A 22536-nucleotide genomic window follows, 5' to 3' on the forward strand; every position below is an offset into this window, starting at 1 on the left:
AATTTTTGCCCAGGATTGATGTTAACCCTTCGGCTAACCTGGGGATGTGTGTTGTAATTCCCAGCTACAATGAACGAGGTTTGTTAAAATCGTTGGGTTCGATTGCACAATGCAATCTACCATCCTGCGACGTTGAGGTAATTGTAGTTGTAAATCACCCTGAGGGTTCAAATTCAGAGGTGTTGGAAAACTCCCTAAAATCCGTTATTGATGTTGTTGAGGCAAACCAATTATGGGGTAGTGAGCGGTTGCGTTTTCATGCTGTTATGGCATTTAACTTACCCCGTAAACAGGCTGGTGTTGGATATGCCCGGCAAATTGGGATGGACGAGGCTGCCTTTAGGCTGCTTAGCGTTGGAAGGCAACAGGGTATCATAGCCTGTTTTGATGCCGATTCCCAGTGCAAGCCAAACTACCTTGCAGAACTTTACAGGATGTGGAACCAATACCCCAAAACCCATGCATGCTCAATTCGCTTTGAACACCCGCTTTCCGGCGATGATTTTCCTGCTGAGGTTTACAATGGGATTGCTGCCTATGAGCTACACCTCCGATACTATAATCAGGCTACACGCTTTATTGGTTTTCCGTTTGCCTACCATACAGTTGGCTCATCAATGGCATGCAGTGCTGAAGCTTACGTTAAGTTTGGCGGGATGAATCGCCATCAGGCGGGGGAGGACTTTTACTTTCTTCAAAAGATAATCCCCCATGGACATTTCAGGGAGCTTAACAACACCTGCGTTTACCCATCGCCAAGGCCATCGAACAGGGTTCCCTTTGGAACTGGTAGGGCAATGAGCAAGCTGGTTTACAGCCATGAGCCTATATCGTCCTATCACCTTGAATCGTTTCTTAACCTTAAACCCCTACTTCTGAATGTAAGTAACCTATTTGGGTACAGCGTTCCGCAAACGGAGGGGTTTATTAAATCGTTGGCGGAGCCGCTTAAGGAATTTCTTATGCAAGTTGATGCCGCAAAGGCAATTGAAAACGTGAGAGCCAATGCATCATCGCCTAAAACATTTAAAAAGCGATTTTTCCTCTGGTTCGATGCCTTTATGCTATTGAAGTATATGAACTTTGCTGCGGAAAAGCACTACGGCAGGCAACCGGTTGACGATCAGGCAAAAAACCTTTTAGCTTGTTTGGGATATAAACCATCTGAAACGCTCAGTACACAGGAACTGCTACTGATCTATAGGGAGATTGAAAGTGTGGAGTGGTGTGCTAAACTCTGAATCCAATGATCAGGATATCGTCAACCTGGTCGTTTTCCTCACCGCGCCAATCCATATGAATTTTATGCAGCACTTCCTTTTGCTCATCCATTGGCTTTTCCCATATGCTTAGCAAGGTCTCCTTAAGGCGTTTTAGCATGAATTTTCTACCATCGGTACCGCCAAACTGGTCGGCGTAACCATCGGAGAACATGTAAAAGGCGTCGCCGGGCTGGTATTCAATTTCGTGATTGGTGAACGAGTTGAAGTCGTTGATATGAACGGCAACGGGCATTTTATCGGCCTTATACTCAATAAGCTCGCCTTTACGTATTTGGTAAAGCGGGTTGTAGGCGCCAGCCCACTCCAGCTTTTGGTTTTGCTTATCGATTACGCAAAGCGAAATGTCCATTCCGTCCTTTTGCTCCTCTATCTTACCAGTTTGGCTTAGGGTTGTTTTAATGTGGTTACGGAGGTTGTTAAGTATCTCGGCTGGTTGAAGTATACTTTCCTTGTTTACAATCTCGTAAAGGAACGATACACCCAGCATGCTCATGAACGCACCGGGCACACCATGTCCGGTACAGTCGGCAGCAACCAGTACAATTTTATCGTTCTTACGGGTCATCCAGTAAAAGTCACCGCTAACTATATCGCGGGGTAGGAAAAGCACAAAGTGGTCGGGGAGCACATCGGAGATTAGAGCCGATGTAGGCAAAACTGCTGTTTGAATGCGGCTGGCATATTTAATGCTATCGGTAATTTCCTGTTTCTGGCGGGTAATAAGGGCGTTTTTTTCTTCAAGAATAATATTGGCGCGCTGCTTATCGCGGAACATCTTGAACATGAGCAGGGCAACCATGAGTATAAGGAACGAACCGGCAATAGCGCCAATAATCATTAGCTTTTGACGCTGAATTATCGACTTTTGGAGTTCATCCTTATTCTTCATCAAAACAAGTTGTTGTTCCTTCTTTTCGGTTTCATACTTGGTTTGCATTTCGGCCATCACCCTCTGGCTCTTTTCGCTGAAAATTTCATCCTTTATTTTGACTGCTTGTTTAAAGTATGCATATGCGCGTACCAAATCGCCACGATGCTCGTATAGCTTCGATAGACGCTCATAGCTGTAACGTAGAGTTTCCTTTAACCCAAGCTTTTCTGATAGTCTGGAACATTCAATGAATACAATTTCTGTCTCATCGAATCGTCCCTGACGGAATAGGCTCTCGCCCTTTGCGTAAAGGGCTGCTGTGGTTTCGTAAAGCAGATTATTTTTTCGTGCCAGTTGCAGAGCACGGTTGATATAAGTGTTTGCCTTTTCCCAGTCGCGAGCCCAGCTGTAAATGCTGCCAAAATTAGTGTTTACTTTGGCTATCTCGCCTTCCTCATGCAGATCTTCAAAAATGCTTAGGGCTTTATTGTAGTAATGCCTTGCGCTATCGAACGAGGCAAGAATTTCGGTTTGTTTAATCTTGTAAAGGGAATCTTCCCACATTTCGCCAAAGCGGGCAACATAACGGTTAGTGGCTAAGCGCGAAAAAACATTGCCAATATTCTGAAGGGTTTGGCCCTCCTCCTTTTTCTTTTGCAGATTATGGAATAGCTCAAGAGCTGTTTTATGGTAGCATAGAGCCTTAAGGTAGTTGGCCTCGTTCTCGTCGGTGGCAAGAATGCTTTGCGATAGATTCTCGTAAATCATACCCAACCCCGAGTTACAGGTGGCTATTCCTTCCTGGTGGTTTATGCTTTCAAAAGTACGGAGTGCCTTTTGGTACTGCTCAAGGGCAAGCTGAAAGTTACTTATGGCAATGTGAGTTCTCCCTATGTTGAGGTAGGCAATGGCAAGGTAGGCAGGTTGGTCGCCCATTTGCTCCTTAAGCTCAACCTCCTTGCTGTAGCACCATATTGCGCTATCGTACTGGGCAAGGTCAAAGTATATACGCCCAAGACCATTGTAGGTAAGGGCTATCTCCTTCCAGTCGCCAAGTTTTTCCCTTAACCCCAGGGAGCGACTAATGTAATGTAGGGCTGAATCGTTTTTGCCCTGCTCCTGAAGTATTTTCCCTAACCTAAAGTATGCGTATGCCTGGTACCTTAGGCTATCAAGCTCAAGAGCTTGTTGAAGCAACAGGCTGGCATACCTTTGCGACTCCCCAAACGAATCGATATAGAAGTACGATGTAGAAATTCCTTTATAGGCCTCCAGGATCGAACTCTTAAAGCCATTCTTTTGCGCCAGCTCAAGCGCTTTGCGGTAGTACTCAATGGCATCATTATCCTGATAGTTTTCCGATAGGGCGTAGCCCTTATTCAGGTAAGCTTTTGCAAGCAGCTCATCGTTTATTTTGCGAGCAGCCACAATGGCTTCATCGGCATACTTAATGGCCTCGTCGGTGCCGGAGGTTGCCTCGGTAAGCTTTATAAGGATTTCAACCTTATCCTTACCCTTTGAGGCCGAAAGAAGGTTAAGTAAGCTATCGCGCTCACTTGCATTTACCTGAAAAAATGCAAAGTTTAGCGCTAATAGGGTGATTGATACGACTTTTGCCCTCATGGTAACACAATGATTCGTGAGCAAATTACTAAAGATTACAGCATTATGCAAAGGAATTTGATAAAAATGAACCGAAGTGCCATGAATTAACAAATTTAATAGGGCTAAAAGGAAGGCGATGCGGAAACAGTTTTAGAGGAATGAATCGGAATGAGTCGGAATGAGACGGAATGAAACGGAATATGGAATTTGAGGGAGTTAGAGTCCGTAAAACGTTAAACGTGAACCGTGAACCGTTAAACGAGTGACTTTAGGTGGGAATGAGTCGGAATGAGTCTGAATACTCGGAATGTAGAAATTGAGGAAGTTTTGTCCGTTAACCATGAACCGTTAAACGAAATCTAATTATTAACTATTGTCTCTCCGAGCTTGTCGAGGAATATCTATTACGAGTTAAAACGTTAAACGTGAGCCGTTAAGCGCGTGACTTTAGGTGGGAATGATTAAGAATATGACGAAAAGATACGGAATGAGTAGGAATGGTAGAGAGGGTGGAAATTAGAGCACGTTTAACCGAAATGGTAGCCAGAAATATTTTTTGAGGGTTTAGTAATAGAAAAAAGAAGCCGTCACCTATTTGGTTGACGGCAATTCTTTCAGTGGCGTTGAATTAATGTAGTTTATTTAACCTGTGAGCACTTTCCGCTTTTAGTCATTTGCAGAACCAGGTATCTTTCTTCCAAAAGGATTAATTCTCACAAAGCCAAATAAACTTACATATCCAAACCACAATAAATGGTATTAAAGCTTAACTATCTTATTTTCGGTAAAACCATTTTTGGTGTATGCTCTCACAATTAGTATTCCTGCTGGAATATTATTCAGATGTAAAACCACCCGTGGGGCTATATTGGTTTCCTGCTCAAGTAATTTAATACCCAGGGAGTTAAAGATTTCAACCCTAAAAATATTCTCATTAAGTTCAATATTTACAAACTCAGAAGCCGGATTTGGGAATATGCTTGCAGAAAGCCTACTATTGGGAACAGAAAGGGGGAACTGTGAAACTTTAATGCTACTTGTTTTGAGAGTAAGGTCTGGGAATGAGGCGTTAGTCATTTCGCAGTAAACACTGTCGGGTTGAACCTTTAGAAATGTGGTTACACCGTTGGTAACATTATAGTCAGTACCTGCAGTAAGGGTAGAACCGCCCTTGGTTTTCCAAACATAGTTGGTTGCATTTCCATTTATGGTTGACTCACTGCTTAGATCTACCGTTTCGGTTAGTCCGTACTGCTTCTTTGGTAGGTTAATATTTAACTGGGGACTGTATGAATATGAAGTCCAAGAAGCTTGCTTTACTGGAAGCGTGCTGAATGAAAATTTATTATTATATATGGTTAGGTCTCTAAGCGCAGTATTATTGGTTAAATCGAGGTCAGTAATTTGATTTGAATGACAATCAAGGGTTCTCAAAGAAGAATTGTTTGACACATCGAGAGTGGTTAACTGGTTCATACTGCAATTAAGGGCTGTCAAGGCAGAATTGTTTGACACATCGAGAGTTCTCAAATAAATTGATGAACAATAAAGTGCAGTTAGTTTTTTGTTATTGGTCACATTAATATAGGTAAGTGGGTTACCACCGCAATTGAGGTGAAGCAGCGCAATGTTGTTTGTAACATCGAGGACCCTTAAATTATTCACCCAACATGAAAGATATTTCAATGAATCATTTTTAGATACATCGAGAGCGTTAATTTTGTTTACATCACACGAAAGATTTTTCAATTCAATATTTTTGGATATATCAATGGTGTTTAGAAAATTGTAATCACAATAAAGACTTTTCAATGTAGGAATTCCGGATACATCTAAGGATTTTAAATTTTTATAACTTAAGTCAAGATAGTCTATACCTAGTCCATAAATTTTTAAGCTATTGCCTGAAAGTGTTCCAGATATGGTGTTTGAATATTCTCCAATAGTGTAAGCAGACAATATTCCATCACCCCAGTCTACCTGAATGGAAGCATTAGGTGCTGTTGCACTAATACCAAATGTGAATGTGCTTCCAATACTAAAGGATGTGGTCATTGATAAAAATGGCTTATTCTGAAAAATTGAAATATATTCTGTAGTTAGAATTAGTTCAGGGAATGCAGCATTCCTCATTTCACAGTAAAAATAGTCTAGGGGTGGTTTTAGGAATCTGAAATTACCGTTATTCTCGGTGTAGTCTGAATCCTTAACCAGTGTTTTTCCCCCAGCAGTTTTCCATGTATAGACGGTGGTATTACCGCCAGCGGTAAGCTGGCTGCTAAGGTCAATCTCTTCGTTAAGAACGTACTCTGTTTTAGGGAGAATAAGTTTAGCTTGGGGGCTATAGGTGTATGTAGTCCAGGAGGCCTGTTTTATTGGCAGTGTAGTGAAAATAAATTTATTATAACTAATGTATAGTTTGTTAATTTTAGAATTGTTAGTTACATCTAAAGCAGATAGTTGGTTTGAACTGCAATTAAGATCAGTCAGCTCAGTATTATTTGTCACATCAAGTGTGGTTAGCTTGTTACTGTTGCAATTGAGGTGTTTCAACGCTTTATTGCTAGAAACATCCAAAGATGTCAAGTTTTTCCCCCATAAATCCAAATGCATAATACCCACACCATAAATTTTTATAGTGCTATCAGCAAGTGTTCCCGAAACTGTCGTATACTCTCCAATAGTATAGCTAGCCAATATTCCATTCCCCCAGTCCACCTTAATGGGAGTATTGCTTGAAGTTGCACCAATACCAAATGTGAATGTGCTTCCAACGGCAGAGGTTGTGGTCATTGTAACGGAGGGTTCGGTTTGGGTAATGAATATGTTCTCAGTAACTAGCGTAAGTTCCGGAAATGTTGCATTCCTCATCTCGCAGTAAAAATAGTCGCAGGGTTGTTTTAGAAATGTGAATTTCCCGTTATTCTCGGTGTAGTCTGAATCCTTAACCAATGTTTTTCCCCCAGCAGTTTTCCATGTATAGGTGGTGGTATTACCTCCAGCGGTAAGCTGGCTGCTCAGGTCAACCTCCTCGTTAAGAGTGTACTCTGTTTTAGGCAGGATAATATTCCGCTGTGGTGAATAAATATAGTTTGTAAGAATTGTTGTTGCTATGGGTAGGGTTGCGAATGTTAACCAGTTCCCTGGAATGTCGAGCCTGCTTATTAATGGATTATTGGCTAAATTTAATTGTGTAAGTTGATTATTCGCTAGATGTACCCTGTAAAGTAAAGGATTATTTTGTAAATCGATGTTAGTTAGTTGGTTGTTAGAGCATCCCAGAAGTTCGAGTTTTGTATTTCTTGACAAATCTAGGCTTGTGAGCATATTATCCGTACAGCCAAGTTCCGTTAGGTTTAAATTTTCAGAAACATCCAAAGAAACTATTTTGTTTCCAGTGCAGTAGAGCAACTTAAGGGATGGACAACTGCTAGTATTTAATGAGGTTAGATTGTTGTAATAGCAATAAAGCGTTTCCAGAGAGTTGCATCCATCAATTGTTAAATTGTTCATGCCATTACTAAAGCAATGAAGAATGCGTAGGGCATCCAAATTACTTACATCTAACGAAGCTATGGAATTATTGTTACAGTATAGTTCTTTGAGCGAATTACTCTTTGAAACATCAAGAGTAGTTAATTGGTTTTTACTGCAATAAAGTTTAGTCAGTGTATTATTATTTGTCACATCCAATGAAGTCAATTTTTTCTCAGATAAATCCAAATAACTAATGCCCGTGCCATAAATTTTAATAGTGCTACCAGCAAGTGTTCCCGATACTGTCGTATTCTCTCCAATTGTATAACTAGCCAAAACTCCATTCCCCCAGTCCACCTTAATGGGTGTATTGCTTTCTGTTGCACCAATACCAAATGTGAATGTGCTTCCAACGGCAGAGGTTGTGGTCATTAGAACATTTGGCAGTTGAGGTATCGAAATTTTGGTTGTAGTTAGAATTAGATCGGGGAATGCAGCGTTAGTCATTTCGCAGTACAAGCTATCAAGAAATGTTTTAAGAAAGGTAAATTTTCCACCATTTTCGTTATAATCCGTTCCATTTACTAAGGTTGTTCCGCTTTCTGTTTTCCAAGTGTAGGTAGTAGTTTGGCTATCAACATTTAATTGACTACTAAGATCTATCTCCTCATTGGTGCTGTAGGTTTGCTTTGGCAGTGCAAAGTTTTGTTGTGGGCTGTAAGTGTATGATGTCCAGGTGGGTTGTTTTGTAGGAAGTGTTACAAATGTTAACTTGTTGTTTGCGCAGTTTACACCAACTAAAGTAGATGTATTAGGGAGGTTAAGACTATTCAAAAGGTTCACGGAACAATCAACATAGGTTAGTGCAGTGCAATTACTTAAATCTAGGGTTGAAATCTTGTTGGTTTTAATGTACAGGTAAGTTAAGGAGGTTGCCCGTGTAACATCTAAGGCAGTGAGTTCCATTGATGCAACATTTAGATTAGTAATACCCTCGCCCCAAATTTTTACCGAGTTACCTTTAAGCGGGTAATTGAAAAATTCAAGTGAATTGCCAATGGTAAAGTTTTCCTTTACGCCATTTCCCCAATCAATTTGTATGGGTGTATTTGGAGCGGCAGCTTGAATACCAAAAGTGAATTGAGAATTAATGCTTTTGGCAGTTGTCATAACTATTGCAGGATCCTGCGCTTGCCCAGCAAGTGCTGAAATTGCAAAAACCAAATAGAATATAACTTTTTTCATGTAAACTGATATGTTTAAATATTTGGACAAAAATAAATTAATTTATTTTTTTACAAAATCACTTATATCTGATAACAAGAACTTTGAAAGGGGCTTAAACAAATTCCAATGATTGTGGTTACTTAATGCTACTTTAATTGTGTAACTTTATCATCAAACTAATATTTGCTATGGTTTCTCGATACATAACTATTGCAACGCTTTCAGCACTGACATTACTTACTGGTTGTGATATCCAAACTACAAACACCAGTAAGCCAACAGTAGTGGTAAGCATACTGCCACTAAAATACTTTGTGGAAAAGATTGCCGATTCCTCCCTTCAGGTTAAGGTACTTGTTCCTCCGGGCAGTAGCCCTGAGATGTTTGAGCCAACCCCTCAGCAAATGGCTGAGCTTACACAGGCTAAAGCCTACTTTTCCATAGGGCTACTCGATTTCGAGAAGGGAATGGAGCAAAAGCTAAAGGATAATGCAGAATTCAGGTATATCGACCTGTCGCAGGGACTTGAACTGATTAAGGGTGAAAGTGAGCACAACCACGATCACGAAAGCCATCAGGGGCATAACCATGCCGTTGACCCCCATACCTGGATGTCGGCTGCCAATGCCAGGATAATGGCTAAATCCATTGCCCAAAGCCTAACTACACTTTTTCCCGAGAGGGAAAGCGAGTTCAACGCCAACCTCAACCGCTTGGTTGCCCATATCGATTCGGTTGATAATGAGGTTAGGAGCATTCTGGCAGGTTCCGGTCGTAAAGCCTTTGTAATATACCATCCAGCTTTAGGTTACTTTTCCCGCGATTACGGGTTAACCCAGCTAAGCGTTGAACACGAAGGGAAAAGTCCATCGGCTAAAGGGGTGATGGAGCTGGTTGAGCGCTGCCGTGCCGAGGGTATCACAACCATTCTCTCGCAGAGCCAGTTCGATACGCACAACTCTCAAACCATTGCCAATGAGCTTGGCGGTACAGTGGTTAAGGTTGACCCGCTTCAGGAAAACTGGGCTGAGAGTATGATTTTTATTGCTAACGCAATTGCAAGTAATGTAAAATGACAAACCCAACCGACAAGCTGATAGAGCTGGTTAACGTTACAGCCGGATACGGTAAAAACATTGTTTTGCGTAATGTTAACCTCACCATAAACACTAACGATTTTATTGGTATAATTGGCCCGAATGGTGGAGGGAAAACAACCCTAATAAAACTACTAATAGGTCAGTTAAAGCCCTTTACCGGTGAGGTTATTTACCACACAAAGGGAAACGGTTCACTAATTGGTTACCTGCCACAGGCAAGCCAGATTGATAAAAATTTTCCCATATCCGTAAGGGAAGTAGTGCTATCGGGGCTTTTGGAGAAAAAGGGGATTTTTGGCGGCTACAGCCGCCAACAAAAGAGTGTTGCCCTTGACCTGATGAAACAGGTAGGAATTGCGAACCTTCAGAATAAAAGCATAGGGCAGCTCTCGGGTGGTCAGCTGCAAAGGGCATTGCTTTGCCGGGCATTGATATCGGACCCACAGGTGCTTATCCTGGATGAGCCCAACACTTACGTGGATAGCAACTTTGAGGGAGAGCTTTACGAGATGCTTCGGAAGCTAAACGAGCGAATGGCTATTGTAATGGTATCGCACGATTTGGGTACTATAACCTCGTATGTTAAAACCATTGCTTGCGTTAACGGTACACTCTTTTACCACCAATCGAACCAGATTACCAACGAGCAGCTTGCAGCCTATAATTGCCCAATCCAAATTATTGCTCATGGTCCGGTTCCCCACACCGTTCTGCTCGATCATGGTAAAGAAAATCAACATAATCACAATCACTAATTATCCCTGTTATGATTGAGGCTGTTAAACAGTTCTTTCAGTATGCTTTTATTCAGAATGCAATAATTTCAGCATTCCTGCTTTCGGTAATAACCGGGTTCATTGGTTCGTACATTGTGGTTAGGCGATTGGTTTTTCTGAGCGGTGGCATTACCCATGCCTCCTTTGGTGGTATTGGTATTGCTTGGTATTTTGGGCTAAACCCCATCCTGGGGGCTACTGTTTTTTCAGTATTTTCGGCACTGGGGCTTGAGTACTTGTCGCAGGGGCGAACGCTGCGTGAGGATTCGGCAATAGGGATGCTTTGGTCGTTTGGCATGGCTGTAGGTATTCTTTTTGTTTTCCTAACGCCGGGTTACGCCCCAAACCTAATGTCGTTCCTGTTCGGAAGCATACTAACCATTTCCCAAACCGATATTTTACTGCTGCTGATACTTGCCACGCTTACGCTAGTATTCTTTGTGGCTTTTTACTACCCAATTCTTTTTGTGGCATTCGATAGCGATTTTGCCAAAACACAGAATGTCCCGGTTAAGTTCATTAGCTACTCGTTGGCTGTTCTCATTGCTCTCTCAATAGTTTTTGCCATAAGAGCTGTGGGCATCATTCTAATCATATCGCTGCTAACCATACCCGCAAACATTGCCAATATAGTAACCCATCGGTTTAGAAGGATAATTGTGTTATCGGCCTTAATCAGCTTTTTTTCGATTGTTGCTGGTATAGCTATCTCGTTCAGGTTGAATGTTCCCTCGGGTGCAACAATCATTATTACCATGATGGCTTTCTACCTCATTGCAAAAGGGATTCAATTGGTAAGGCAGCGGATTTTTACACTGAAAGTGTAAATAGTTAAACCTTACGGTAATCCTCCTCCAGCAGCTGGCAAACAACCTTAATGGCATTGCCACACACCATATCGAACAGGCCTGCATCGCGGGCCTTTTGTTTTGCTTCGGGGTTGTTCAAATCTATTCCTAGTATTCTGCAGCAATCGGTTGACCCTAATCGTTTGGCACATTTATCCATGTACTCGGCCACAAGTACGGTTGCTTTTTGCTTGGAGTCGGAATCGTTCAGGTTACTATTACCAAACCTTAATCCGATAATCATTGCCCCTGCGTTAATTGCTCCGCACACATGTTGCTTATGACCAATACCCCCACCCAGTCCAGCACCTAGCTTCAAGCATTGCTCGGTAGTTAACCCTTCGTCAGTGGCAAATGCAAGCAATACAGACTGTGCGCAATTTGCGCTCCCCTGAAAACTTGATAGGGCAATGGATATTTTATCTCCCATAAAATCTGCAATTTTAGTTCATTTACGAATAGGTTTCCCAAATTGTTTCTTTTTTATAACCCATCATGTTTATATTGATTAGCAGCACTTGTATTAATCGAAATCAATCTGGTAATACCCAAATATTATGCGAATAATGATATTAGTGAACTATTAATGCGATGTATGACATCTAACATTTTCCCATTCCATTTGTTATTGTAATTTTGACAAACAAAAATTTGACTCTATGAACTTCGACCTTATAGTAATTGGAAGCGGCCCCGGAGGTTATGTGGCCGCAATACGAGCAAGCCAGCTAGGCATGAAAGTGGCTGTGGTGGAAAAGGAAAACCTTGGAGGTATATGCCTGAACTGGGGCTGTATTCCCACCAAAGCGTTACTTAAGAGCGCACAGGTTTTTGAGTATGCATCGAATGCTGCCGATTATGGGGTGTTGGCAGCCGATGTAAAACCCGATTTTGAAAAAATGATTGCTCGTAGCCGCGGTGTGGCCGATGCCATGAGCAAGGGAATACAATTCCTTTTCAAAAAGAATAACATCACTGTTATTAATGGTTTTGGTAAGCTAAAGGATAACCATACCGTAACAGTAACCGCTTCCGATGTTACACAAGCCGACTACACTGCTAAACACATCATACTTGCCACGGGTGCGCGTTCGCGCGAACTACCAAACCTAAAACAGGATGGGGTAAAGGTAATTGGCTACCGTCAGGCTCTCACATTACCAAAACAACCGGCCTCCATGGTGGTTGTTGGTTCAGGTGCAATTGGCAGTGAGTTTGCATACTTTTACAACGCAATTGGCACCAAGGTAACCCTGGTTGAGTATATGCCCAATATTGTTCCCCTGGAGGACGAGGAGGTAAGTAAAACCCTTGAGCGTGCCTTCAAAAAGGCTGGCATTACAGTTAAAACCGAAGCGTCGGTTGAGGCGGTCGATACATCGGGCGGACTATGTAAGGTTACCATCCAAACCAAAAAGGGCCCTGAGGTGGTTGAGGCCGAGGTAGTGCTTTCGGCCGTGGGCATTACGCCCAACCTTGAGGGAATAGGTATTGAGGAGTTGGGTATTATTCTGGACAAGGGCAAGGTTAAGGTTGACGAGTTTTACCGCACCAACGTTGAGGGTATTTACGCCATTGGCGATATAGTGCCAGGTCCTGCTTTAGCCCACGTTGCTTCCGCCGAGGGTATTGTTTGCGTTGAAAAGATTGCCGGGCTTAACCCCCATCCAATAAACTACAGCAACATTCCCGGTTGTACCTACACCACGCCTGAGGTTTCGAGCGTAGGTATGAGCGAGAAAGCAGCCCGCGATGCTGGTTACGAGATTAAAGTGGGCAAGTTTCCGTTTACAGCCTCGGGTAAGGCAACTGCAGCCGGTAACCGCGATGGCTTTGTGAAGCTCATATTTGATGCCAAGTATGGCGAGTTGCTTGGTGCCCACATGGTGGGTGGCAATGTAACCGAAATGATAGCCGAAATGGTTGTGGCACGCAACCTCGAAACCACTGGTCATGAACTAATCAAGAGCATTCATCCGCACCCAACAATGAGTGAGGCAATTATGGAAGCCGCTGCTGCTGCTTACGGCGAAGCAATTCATATCTAAATTTACTTTGATATTACCACAAAACCGCTACGTTTCCAGTGGCGGTTTTTTGTTTTTATGAAAATCTACGCTTTTTCTCCATGAATGTCCGTGGCTGCCTGGGTTTCCAACTCTTAATCAAAAAATAGATTACAGGGCCTAGTATTGGCGGGAAAAATGCCAGAACACCAATTATGGGAGTCCTCTGCTTTTTCAGGTTTTTCAGCACATCAAAAAAAGTAAACAGATGTAACCCAATGATTAGAATGTATACTGCCGTTTCAATACTTATATTCCACATACTTATTGCATTTAACCACAAAGATAATCAATATGGTTGTTAACTCATCGATAAATAAGTGTGAGAAGTAATGTACCTAAAAAACGAGTAAAAATTAACTAACAACGAACACCCACTTATTAACACCTTTAGTTAATCACTTTGCTGTAACTGTTCATAAACATACTCTGAAAATATCGAGCCATAAAATCAACTTACACTATCTTTACAAAAGAAAAAGGCCAAAAATGTATTGCTAAATGATTGACCAGCATACAGTTGATAAAATACTGGCAGCAGCCGATATTGTTGAGGTGGTAAAGGAATACGTTACCCTTCGGAAACGCGGGGTTAATTACCTGGGCCTTTGTCCATTCCATAATGAGAAAACGCCCTCGTTCACCGTGAGTCAGGCAAAGGGTATTTTCAAGTGCTTTGGCTGTGGCAAGGGAGGGAATGTGGTCAATTTCATTATGGAGCATGAGCGGCTTAACTACGTGGAGGCTCTTAAGTTCCTGGCCAAGAAGTATCACATTGAGATTGAAGAGAAAGAGGTTACCCCCGAGGAGATAGAGAAGCGGAACGAGCGCGAGAGCCTAATGGTTATCAACTCGTATGCCCAGCGCTACTTTTCCGATATGCTGCATAAGCATTCCGATGGCAAAACCATTGCCATGGCTTACTTCCGCGAGAGGGGATTTAAGGACCATATCATTGAGAGGTTTCAGCTGGGTTACTGCTTAGACCAGCGCGATGCCTTTACCCAAAGCGCACTGCGCGATGGTTTCAAGCTCGACTACCTTGTTAAAACCGGGCTTACCATAAAGCGCGACGACGGCAGCACCTTTGATCGCTTTGCCGGTAGGGTGATGTTTCCCATCCATAGCATAAGCGGTAGGGTTATTGGTTTTGGGGGGCGAATACTTAAAGCCGATAAAAAAACGGCTAAGTACCTTAACAGCCCCGAGAGCGAGGTTTACCATAAAAGCGAGGTGCTTTACGGCATTTTCCATGCCAAAAAAGCCATCACCCAGGAGAACAAGTGTTACCTGGTAGAGGGTTACACCGATGTAATTTCGTTGCACCAAACTGGCATTGAGAATGTGGTGGCCAGTTCCGGTACATCGCTTACGCAGGATCAGATTAAGCTGATAAAGCGCTTTACCCCAAACGTTACCATACTTTACGACGGCGATGCCGCCGGCATTAAGGCCTCGCTCAGGGGTATCGATATGATACTGGAGGAGGGACTTAACGTTAAGGTGGTGCTTATGCCCGAGGGCGAAGACCCCGACAGCTTTGCCCGTTCCCATAACGCCTCGGAGGTGCTGGAGTACATCAACCAAAACGAAACCGATTTCATCAAATTCAAGACCCGCCTTCTGCTCGATGATGCCAAGAGCGATCCCATTAAACGCGCTAACCTTATTACCGACATTGTACGCTCAATAAGTGCCATACCCGACCAGGTGATTCGGGCGGTTTACATCAAGGAGTGCGCCAAGTTAATGGATATTGGCGAGGAAGTGCTTTACTCCGAGGTTGGCAAGCTGCGTAGGAGCAGAATGGAGCAGCTGCTCCAGCGTGAACGCACCGAGGCGGTTAGGGAACACGAAACACCCAAAATTCCTGCTTTTGTTCAAGGAATTAGCTGCGAGGAGCAGGAAAAGGAGATTGTACGGTTCCTGCTGAATAGCGGAAACCAGGTACTATTTAGCCAGGAGGTGGAGGGAACCAATGAACTTATCACTATTACTGCTGCTCAGTATATCATTGATGAGATTCTTAACGATGATTTAGAGTTTCAGAATTTGATTTACAAAAAGGTTTTTGATGAATACGTGCGTTTACTGGAAACAAACGTTGAGGTCGATAACCGATTTTTTATTAACCACACCGATCCTGAAATTAGCCAAATGGCTGTGGATTTACTTACCGAAAAATATGTGCTTAGCCGGATTTGGGAAAAACACAAGGCCGAGGTTTCTGAAAGCCCCGATTTTCTACAAACAGCCATACCCAAGGCCATAATGGTTTACAAAAGCAAAGTGCTGAAGCTGGCCATTAGCAAGCTAACCGATGAGCTGAGTAAGCTCAAACCCGATCAGGTTGAGGAAACCAATCAGTTACTCCTACGGCTCAGGGAGCTTTATGCCCTAATGAATAAGATGTCGAAGGATTTAGATAGGGTAATTCTGTAGCAATTTTTGCAGCTTACACAAGTATAATGGTACCTTCCTTTAATTTCTGCTAACTTTTTTAAGTGTTTTTCTTTTGTTATTATTGTTTTTAGTAAATTTACAAAAACCAAATTAGGTTTTCGGTTGCTTTAAACCTTTGCCAGTTTTACTGGTTCAAACATATTAAAGCAATTGTGGTTATTGTTTATGTCATGTTTTTTACTGAACCTAAATAGTTTAACCTTTAAACATTAATAAATATGAAAAACTACACTAACACCCTACGAGTTCTTACGTTAGCCATGCTGGCAATAGTTTTTTTCAGCTGTGGCAATAAGCAGGCAAAGCAAGCCGAAGAACTACAAGCCGAGTCAAAGGAGCAAGCTTTTCAGGAAGTAACCAGCTATCCAATTCCTACCTCATTCGAAGTAGTTCAAATGATTAATAAGGCCGGAGCAAGTTTCATTATTGGCATTTGTAACCCGGTTGATAATGTTGGGAAATACATGACCGAAAAGGCCAAGGCCGTTAACCTGGGTATTTACGGTGCTGACCTTGCCTACTCAACAACCTACCAGATGAAACAGGAAACCATGAATTTCCTTAAGGTTTGTAAACAGCTTGTCGAGGAGCTTAACATAAATGCCGGATTTACCCCTGAACTGGCATTGAATGTTGAAAAGAATATCGACAATAAGGATTCATTGATAGTAATTTTTACCAATTCCTACTATGAAACCTACCGCACTCTGGTTCAAAACCAAAAGGAAAGCCTCTCGCTTTTGGTAGTTGCTGGTAGTTGGATTGAGGGTGTTTATATCACATCGCAGATTGCTTTGACCAGTCGCGACAACACTGAGTTCATAAAAATACTTGCTAACCAAAAGGCTCCCCTTGCCAAGCTTATGGAGCTCATGACTCCCCGTGGAGATATTCCTGAGGTTAAGGAACTGATGGATATGCTTGCCCCCATTCAGGCTATTTACAATAAGGTTGAGGGTGAAAAATTGACCAACGATCAGTTTCAAATGCTAATGGAAGAAATTACAAAGGTTCGTAATGCCTTGGTATAATCCATTTTTATAAAAGATTATTAAAGCGCACCCCAAAAAGGTGCGTTTTTTTATTTTTTTCGTGTAACTTTTAACTTTTTAAACTATCTAATTAGTTAGAAAGAAATTGCAAAAAGAGTTTGGATAAGAATATTGCCATAGGACTTATCGATACGCTGGCCGATTTAACTCGCAAGGACTGGGATATTGAGCAATGCCGGAGCATTATTCAAAGCTTCTTTTCATCACCCGATTTTGATGTTAATGGAGAGGAGCTTCTTAAGCAGTTCGACAGTATCATTAATTCAGAGAGTTTCGTTAGCGGTAATTTTAAACACGATGCCGGTTTGCCCTGCGAAACGATGACCACCGAACAGCGTATTGAGTTGGCCATAGCATTTTACCATGTACTCTCTTCGTACCCTGAATCTGGGCATCAAAAGCTTTTTACCGCATGGAATGTAATTGGCATTCAGCCAGAGGATGCAATTTGCCTATACCATTTCCTAAGCTTTGGCCCAACCGCTAATCAATTTCAGCTTCCAGGCAATTCATTTATTTCACAAGATGTTCTTGAGGGTTGGGAGCAAAACAATAGCAATAGGATGATTTTCCTATACGATGAAAATTCCCCTACCCAAGAACTTGAAAAAGCATTATGCGAGAAACGTACTGGACTTGGAGGCAATCTACTTTTTGCCTACTTCCATAGCATAGGCTGTTACATAGTTAAGTACCATGGTGATAGACAGGTTTTGATTGAAGATGAACCACTTATAGCTGGACGTTCGTACTGTTTTAAGCCGGGTTCAAGCATCACGCTTAGCAATGGTGAGCAAATCCGATACGACAATATAACACGTATACGCTTGCTGGGTAGCGGCGTTCAGCCGGTAAAATTGGTTGTTCAGGATCTTGAGTTTACTTTTCCCGGAAGCAACCAGGGCATTAAGCCTTTTAGTACCGTTGAGGAGTCGGGGAGGGTAGTGGGAATACTTGGCGGTAGCGGGGTGGGTAAATCAACCCTTCTGAACCTCCTGTCGGGCAAGCTTAAGCCCCATAAGGGCAAAGTGCTGATTAACGGCTACGACGTTCATAACGAGTCGCATAAGCTGATGGGTGTTGTTGGCTTTGTACCCCAGGACGATTTGCTTATTGAGAACCTCTCCGTTTACCAGAACATGCTCTTTAATGCAAGGCTTTGCTTTGGCAACTATAGCCGTAAGCAGGTTAGGGAGCTTGTGGATTCTACTTTAAAAAGCTTGGATTTATGGGAAATTAGGAATTTAAAGGTAGGGAATGCTCTGGATAAGGTTATAAGCGGAGGGCAGCGCAAGAGGCTAAACATTGGGCTTGAGCTGCTACGCGAGCCTGCGGTGCTTTTCCTCGATGAGCCCACCAGCGGCCTTTCGTCCAACGATTCGGTTATGGTACTTAACCTGCTCCGCAACCTTGCCGATGCCGGCAAGCTGGTTGTGGTAAATATACATCAACCCTCCGAAAGGCTTTTCAGGATGTTCGATAGGCTATGGGTTTTGGATAAAGGAGGGTATCCGGTTTATGTGGGCAACCCAACCGAGGCGGTTGGTTACTTTAGAGAGAAATCGGCTAGGGTTGGCAATCTGGTGACATCAGCAGTGCAAAGGAAAAGGGTTAACCCTGAGGATATACTCGATATTATTGAGCAGCGTCAGGTTGATAGGAGCGGTTCGTTTACCGTAAACCGTAAGGTATCGCCCGAGGAGTGGTATAGGCTCTACCGTGAATCGATTCAGCCCAAAGTGATTGAAATTGAGGGGAAAACGGCATTACCCCAGGGAAAGTTTCGGTTACCCGATGTAATAAAGCAGCTAAACGTATTTACCAAGCGTAACCTTCTCTCAAAGTTAGCCAACAGGCAATACATGTTGCTCAATATCCTGGAACCCGTTGTTCTGGGGCTTATCCTTTCCTTCTTCATTAAGTACTCGCCAGGCAACGATTATATTTTTGCGGCAAACCGCAACATACCCGCTTTCATATTTATGAGCGTGATAGTTTCGCTCTTTCTGGGCCTTAGTGTTAGTGCCGAGGAGATAATTGGCGACCGCCGCATTCTGGAGCGTGAGTCGTTTCTCAACTTGAGCCGCTTCAGCTACATCAACTCAAAGGTTCTTTACCTGTTTGGTCTTTCGGCCATTCAAATGCTACTGTTTGTAGGGGTGAGCCTTACCATTATTGGAGTTAAAGGTTTAACGCTCAAGTACTGGTTGGTGCTTTTCAGCTCGGCATGCTTTGCCAATATGCTCGGGTTGATAATCAGCTCAGTGATGAAATCGGTTGTTGCCATATATATTACCATACCGTTGCTGCTTGTGCCGCAAATCCTTTTAAGCGGAACGGTAGTTGATTTCGATAACCTAAATTCATCGCTCACTCGCAGAGTTTACGTTCCGGTTATTGGCGATGTTATGACATCGCGATGGGCCTACGAGGCGCTTGCCGTATCGCAGTACATGGACAACCGTTACGAAAAAAATTTCTTTGATGCCGAGATGCAGCTTAGCCGTGCTGCTTTTAGGGCGTCGTTTCTTATTCCCCGCCTGCAGGTTAAACTTGAGGAATGCGTGAGGCTCGATGACCTCGATGAAGATAGGAGTGCCGATATATCGCGCCATTTGCTCTTTATTGCCAATGAAATTGAACACCTTGCCCAATCCGACGATGTGCCCCAGTTTGAACTGCTGGAAGAGCTAAAAAAAGGTCAGCTTTACGACCAGTTTGCTTTTGAGCTGAATGGTTACCTGCTTTACATCAAAAAGCTTTTTCAGGAGCAGCAGCGTGCCGCCACTGCCAAACGCGATAGCGTTTACCTGGCTCTTAAGGGCCAGCTTGGCGACGATGGCGTTTACAAGCTGAAACAAGGAAACCATAACACTGCTTTAGCCGAGTGGGTGCTACGGAGCAACGAGGTAACAAAATACCTCGAAACCGACAATAGGTTGATACAGAAAGCCGAGCCCATATACATGTTACCCGACCATCCCTTTGGCCGCGCACAGCTGTACGCACCCTATAAGTACTTCAACGGGCAGTATATCAAAACTATATGGTTCAACATAATTGCCATTTGGCTTTTTACCATTGCCCTATACACGCTGCTGAACCTTATTAACAATAAAAAAACTGGCAAGGTGCCGGTTCTGTGGAGAATTATTGGAAAGTTTACTCGGTAACAGTCTTATTCTCGAGGTCTTTAACCGTATCCCAGTTGTTGAATACTGTAACCAAATCCGATTCGGTTAGCTTACCGCTCAGAATTGATTGTATGGCTGCGTTTTTAAGCATCTCGTCAACCATAAAGCCTTCAGCTGCTTTCTTTTCCTTTTCCGAGGCTTTCATTAGCTGTTCCATGGCATTTAAGCTCGATACTGCTGTTATGCCCGATATTACAACAAGGTAATCGTTGGTGTATTCGGAAATATCGGCATAGCCAAACTCCTTTACCAGCTCCATCATTTTGGCATTATCGTTTTCGTACTTATCGAGCTCTTCGGTAAGCTTTACTAATCTTTCAATCTTCTCCTTTGTTATTGAACCACTGCCCGTTGAAAGGTGAACCTTAACCACTTCAAGCGCTTTGCTTGGGAACTCATCGGGTTTCTCGTTGCTGTAGTAGTTATAGTCGGCGTTTTGGTCCTCCTCTTTTTCGCCATAAGCCTGTTCATACCGCGATAAATCCTTACCAAAGTTTTGAAGAGCCCTTCTGCTAAAGTAACTAATGATTTGTCCAATTACTAAAAGGGCGATTAAAACGTAAATAATAATGCGGGCTGTTTCATCTTTCCCTTTTAGTGTTTTGGTAAGAGCAAGGTAAAGCAGGTACAAGCCGTATAGACCAATGGCTATCGATACTATTGTTCCCAGTAAGCCGCTTATAAACCCGAAAACTGCGAGTAAAGAGTTGATGGGCATAAGCACCATAAGCGCTGCGCTTACCCTTAGGTTTGCCTCAAAATCGGTATTGCCACCACTTATACTCGATAGCAGAAGAATAATTACGGCTGCAATAAATAGCCCAATTATGGCTGCAATTATTGTAAAAATAAATGCACCAACACCAAAAACTCCACCCGATGCACCAAGGGTATTACCCAGGGCAAAGAACCAAATGGCGTTTATTATTGCAGCAACTACTCCGTAAATGAGAGCCTTGAGGAGGGGCTCTACCATACCGCCAGCGGTACTCATCGACTCAAAATACCCTTTGGGGTTAAGCAGGGAATTCTTTGAATCGGCAATGAACTTATTGAAGTCGAAAGCATTCTCGTTCATAGTTATTAGTTTTTTGGGTTCAAGAACGAAAGTTCCGTTAAAAAAACGAGAAAGTCAACTTTAGGCAAATATTTATCAAGATAGGGCTTTAATCGGTATCAATACCGTACTGCTTAAGCTTATTGTAGAGCGTTTTTCTATCGATATTAAGCAGCTTGGCGGCCTTGGTTTTATTGTATTTAACCTTTTCAAGTGTTGCAATAATCAGCTCCTGCTCAGCCTTCTCCTTGGTGTTTTTAAGGTTATCGGTTTTTGTGGAGCTGCTTTTTTGGCTGGGCGATACAATTTCAGTGGGAAGCGATTCAACGGTAATGCTGCTTGACTGCTCAAGAAGCACTGCCCTGCGAATGGCATTTTTTAGCTCCCTGAGGTTACCGGGCCAGCTGTACTGTAGCATGGCATCAATAGCCTCAGGCGTAAAATCATGGATATTCTTTCCCATTTCCCTGTTGGCATTGTTCAGGAACCACTGGGCGTAAACCATCAAATCGTCCTTGCGCTCGGCTAGCGGTGCTACCCTGATGGTAAACTCGTTGAGCCTGTGGTAAAGGTCCTCGCGGAATGTTCCGCGGTTCACCATCTCGAGCAGGTCCTCATTGGTGGCAACAATTATTCGCACGTCAACGGGTATCTCCTTGCTGCTGCCAATGCGCTTAATTTTTCGTTCCTGGATGGCACGTAGCAGGTTGACCTGAACATCGTAGGGTAGGTTTCCAATTTCGTCGAGGAAGAGAGTACCGCCATTGGCCACCTCAAACTGGCCAATCTTGTCGGCAATAGCCCCTGTAAACGAACCCTTGATATGGCCAAAGAACTCGCTGGCGGCCAGCTCGCGCGGTAGCGCGCCACAGTCGATGGCTACAAAGGGCTTGCTGTTCCGTTTGCTGGCACGGTGAATTTGACGGGCAACAAACTCCTTGCCGGTTCCGCTATCGCCCTGTATAATAACCGATAGGTTGGTGGGTGCAACAATGTTGATGTAACGCATCACCTCCTGGCTGTAACGGCTTTTACCCTCAATAAAGGTGAATGCATCGGTATCGGTTTCGGGGGTTTTCCCCACCGAAACGGGCAGAGCGTTGTTTATGGTTGCCAGGATTTCCTCCGGGTTTACCGGCTTGGTAACGTAATCGTAGGCACCCTGCTTAATGGCCTTAACCGCCATGCGTATATCGCCATAGCCGGTCATCACAATAACAATGGTATCGCGGTTTTTACGTTTTGCCTCGGCAAGCACATCCATTCCCGACTTCTCCGGCAGGCGAAAATCGGTTAGCACCACATCGAACGTTGTGGCCTGAATAGCCTGCCTTGCATCATCGAACGAGAAGGCCTCGGTAACCTTATGCCCGTTCCTTACCAGAAAGGTTTTAAGCATCAGGCAAAAGGTAGAATCGTCGTCAACTACAAGAATCTTAGCCATTTAGTTTATCCCATTCACCAACGCTAAGGTAGAAACTATTTTGGAGAAATAGAAATTTAAGTGTTTGGTGTAT

Annotated in this window: 14 protein-coding genes; 8 read left to right on the forward strand and 6 right to left on the reverse strand. The window is 43.2% G+C overall.

The window, feature by feature from the left end:
* The first annotated feature begins 5 nt into the window (after positions 1–5).
* Positions 6–1241 (forward strand): glycosyltransferase family 2 protein, encoded by a 1236-nt coding sequence (locus AB6811_RS13125; protein ID WP_369491042.1) that lies wholly within the window; start codon positions 6–8, stop codon positions 1239–1241.
* Here the strand turns inward: AB6811_RS13125 and AB6811_RS13130 are convergent.
* Both AB6811_RS13130 and AB6811_RS13135 read right to left on the reverse strand, forming a co-directional pair.
* Positions 1231–3777 carry a tetratricopeptide repeat protein gene (locus AB6811_RS13130; protein ID WP_369491044.1) on the reverse strand — a complete coding sequence of 849 codons (2547 nt, stop codon included), beginning with the start codon at positions 3775–3777 and terminating at the stop codon, positions 1231–1233. The genes AB6811_RS13125 and AB6811_RS13130 overlap by 11 nt on opposite strands.
* A 741-nt stretch (positions 3778–4518) precedes the next feature.
* Positions 4519–8481 carry a T9SS type A sorting domain-containing protein gene (locus AB6811_RS13135; RefSeq protein ID WP_369491045.1) on the reverse strand — a complete coding sequence of 1321 codons (3963 nt, stop codon included), beginning with the start codon at positions 8479–8481 and terminating at the stop codon, positions 4519–4521.
* Between the two features lie 170 nt (positions 8482–8651).
* Here AB6811_RS13135 and AB6811_RS13140 point away from each other — a divergent pair, with 170 nt between their 5' ends.
* The 3 genes from AB6811_RS13140 to AB6811_RS13150 are packed head-to-tail and all read left to right on the forward strand — an operon-like array spanning position 8652 to position 11166.
* Entirely contained in the window at positions 8652–9539 is an 888-nt protein-coding gene (locus AB6811_RS13140) for a metal ABC transporter solute-binding protein, Zn/Mn family (protein WP_369491048.1), read from the forward strand.
* Positions 9536–10318 carry a metal ABC transporter ATP-binding protein gene (locus tag AB6811_RS13145; protein ID WP_369491050.1) on the forward strand — a complete coding sequence of 261 codons (783 nt, stop codon included), beginning with the start codon at positions 9536–9538 and terminating at the stop codon, positions 10316–10318. The genes AB6811_RS13140 and AB6811_RS13145 overlap by 4 nt, the downstream gene beginning before the upstream one ends.
* 11 nt (positions 10319–10329) lie before the next feature.
* Positions 10330–11166: a metal ABC transporter permease gene (locus tag AB6811_RS13150; RefSeq protein ID WP_369491051.1), complete on the forward strand. Its 837-nt coding sequence runs from the start codon at positions 10330–10332 to the stop codon at positions 11164–11166.
* Positions 11167–11170: 4 nt separating this feature from the next.
* Here AB6811_RS13150 and AB6811_RS13155 read toward each other — a convergent pair whose 3' ends face one another.
* A complete protein-coding gene (locus AB6811_RS13155; protein WP_369491052.1) occupies positions 11171–11617 on the reverse strand; it encodes a C-GCAxxG-C-C family protein in 447 nt (148 codons plus the stop codon).
* 229 nt (positions 11618–11846) lie between these two features.
* Here AB6811_RS13155 and lpdA point away from each other — a divergent pair, with 229 nt between their 5' ends.
* Positions 11847–13235, forward strand: coding sequence for a dihydrolipoyl dehydrogenase (gene lpdA / locus AB6811_RS13160; RefSeq protein WP_369491053.1), 1389 nt, complete (start codon positions 11847–11849; stop codon positions 13233–13235).
* Positions 13236–13290: 55 nt separating this feature from the next.
* On the opposite strand, the gene AB6811_RS13165 is transcribed toward lpdA, so the two are convergent.
* The gene (locus AB6811_RS13165) at positions 13291–13515 is read right to left on the reverse strand and encodes a hypothetical protein (protein ID WP_369491055.1); all 225 of its coding nucleotides are present in this window, start codon (positions 13513–13515) and stop codon (positions 13291–13293) included.
* Positions 13516–13754: 239 nt separating this feature from the next.
* On the opposite strand from AB6811_RS13165, the gene dnaG reads away from it, so the two are divergent.
* From dnaG to AB6811_RS13180, 3 genes are all read left to right on the forward strand, one after another.
* Positions 13755–15695, forward strand: coding sequence for a DNA primase (gene dnaG, locus AB6811_RS13170; RefSeq protein ID WP_369491056.1), 1941 nt, complete (start codon positions 13755–13757; stop codon positions 15693–15695).
* A gap of 239 nt (positions 15696–15934) precedes the next feature.
* Entirely contained in the window at positions 15935–16747 is an 813-nt protein-coding gene (locus AB6811_RS13175) for a hypothetical protein (protein ID WP_369491057.1), read from the forward strand.
* Between the two features lie 119 nt (positions 16748–16866).
* Entirely contained in the window at positions 16867–19941 is a 3075-nt protein-coding gene (locus tag AB6811_RS13180) for an ATP-binding cassette domain-containing protein (RefSeq protein ID WP_369491058.1), read from the forward strand.
* Here the strand turns inward: AB6811_RS13180 and AB6811_RS13185 are convergent.
* Together AB6811_RS13185 and AB6811_RS13190 are read right to left on the reverse strand one after the other, a co-directional pair.
* Entirely contained in the window at positions 19931–21040 is a 1110-nt protein-coding gene (locus AB6811_RS13185; protein ID WP_369491059.1) for a Yip1 family protein, read from the reverse strand. The genes AB6811_RS13180 and AB6811_RS13185 overlap by 11 nt on opposite strands.
* A gap of 88 nt (positions 21041–21128) precedes the next feature.
* Entirely contained in the window at positions 21129–22463 is a 1335-nt protein-coding gene (locus tag AB6811_RS13190; RefSeq protein ID WP_369491060.1) for a sigma-54-dependent transcriptional regulator, read from the reverse strand.
* Between the last annotated feature and the right edge of the window lie 73 nt (positions 22464–22536).

This window comes from Tenuifilum sp. 4138str (assembly GCF_041102575.1).
Taxonomy (GTDB): Bacteria; Bacteroidota; Bacteroidia; order Bacteroidales; family Tenuifilaceae; genus Tenuifilum; species Tenuifilum osseticum.

Bases quoted from the DNA above. Each gene is read 5' to 3' on its own strand.
- AB6811_RS13185 (WP_369491059.1), bottom strand. From the start codon at position 21,040: ATGAACGAGAATGCTTTCGACTTCAATAAGTTCATTGCCGATTCAAAG.
- AB6811_RS13175 (WP_369491057.1), top strand. From the start codon at position 15,935: ATGAAAAACTACACTAACACCCTACGAGTTCTTACGTTAGCCATGCTG.
- AB6811_RS13165 (WP_369491055.1), bottom strand. From the start codon at position 13,515: ATGTGGAATATAAGTATTGAAACGGCAGTATACATTCTAATCATTGGG.
- AB6811_RS13145 (WP_369491050.1), top strand. From the start codon at position 9,536: ATGACAAACCCAACCGACAAGCTGATAGAGCTGGTTAACGTTACAGCC.
- AB6811_RS13130 (WP_369491044.1), bottom strand. From the start codon at position 3,777: ATGAGGGCAAAAGTCGTATCAATCACCCTATTAGCGCTAAACTTTGCA.
- AB6811_RS13190 (WP_369491060.1), bottom strand. From the start codon at position 22,463: ATGGCTAAGATTCTTGTAGTTGACGACGATTCTACCTTTTGCCTGATG.
- AB6811_RS13150 (WP_369491051.1), top strand. From the start codon at position 10,330: ATGATTGAGGCTGTTAAACAGTTCTTTCAGTATGCTTTTATTCAGAAT.
- AB6811_RS13140 (WP_369491048.1), top strand. From the start codon at position 8,652: ATGGTTTCTCGATACATAACTATTGCAACGCTTTCAGCACTGACATTA.
- AB6811_RS13155 (WP_369491052.1), bottom strand. From the start codon at position 11,617: ATGGGAGATAAAATATCCATTGCCCTATCAAGTTTTCAGGGGAGCGCA.
- dnaG (WP_369491056.1), top strand. From the start codon at position 13,755: ATGATTGACCAGCATACAGTTGATAAAATACTGGCAGCAGCCGATATT.
- lpdA (WP_369491053.1), top strand. From the start codon at position 11,847: ATGAACTTCGACCTTATAGTAATTGGAAGCGGCCCCGGAGGTTATGTG.
- AB6811_RS13135 (WP_369491045.1), bottom strand. From the start codon at position 8,481: ATGAAAAAAGTTATATTCTATTTGGTTTTTGCAATTTCAGCACTTGCT.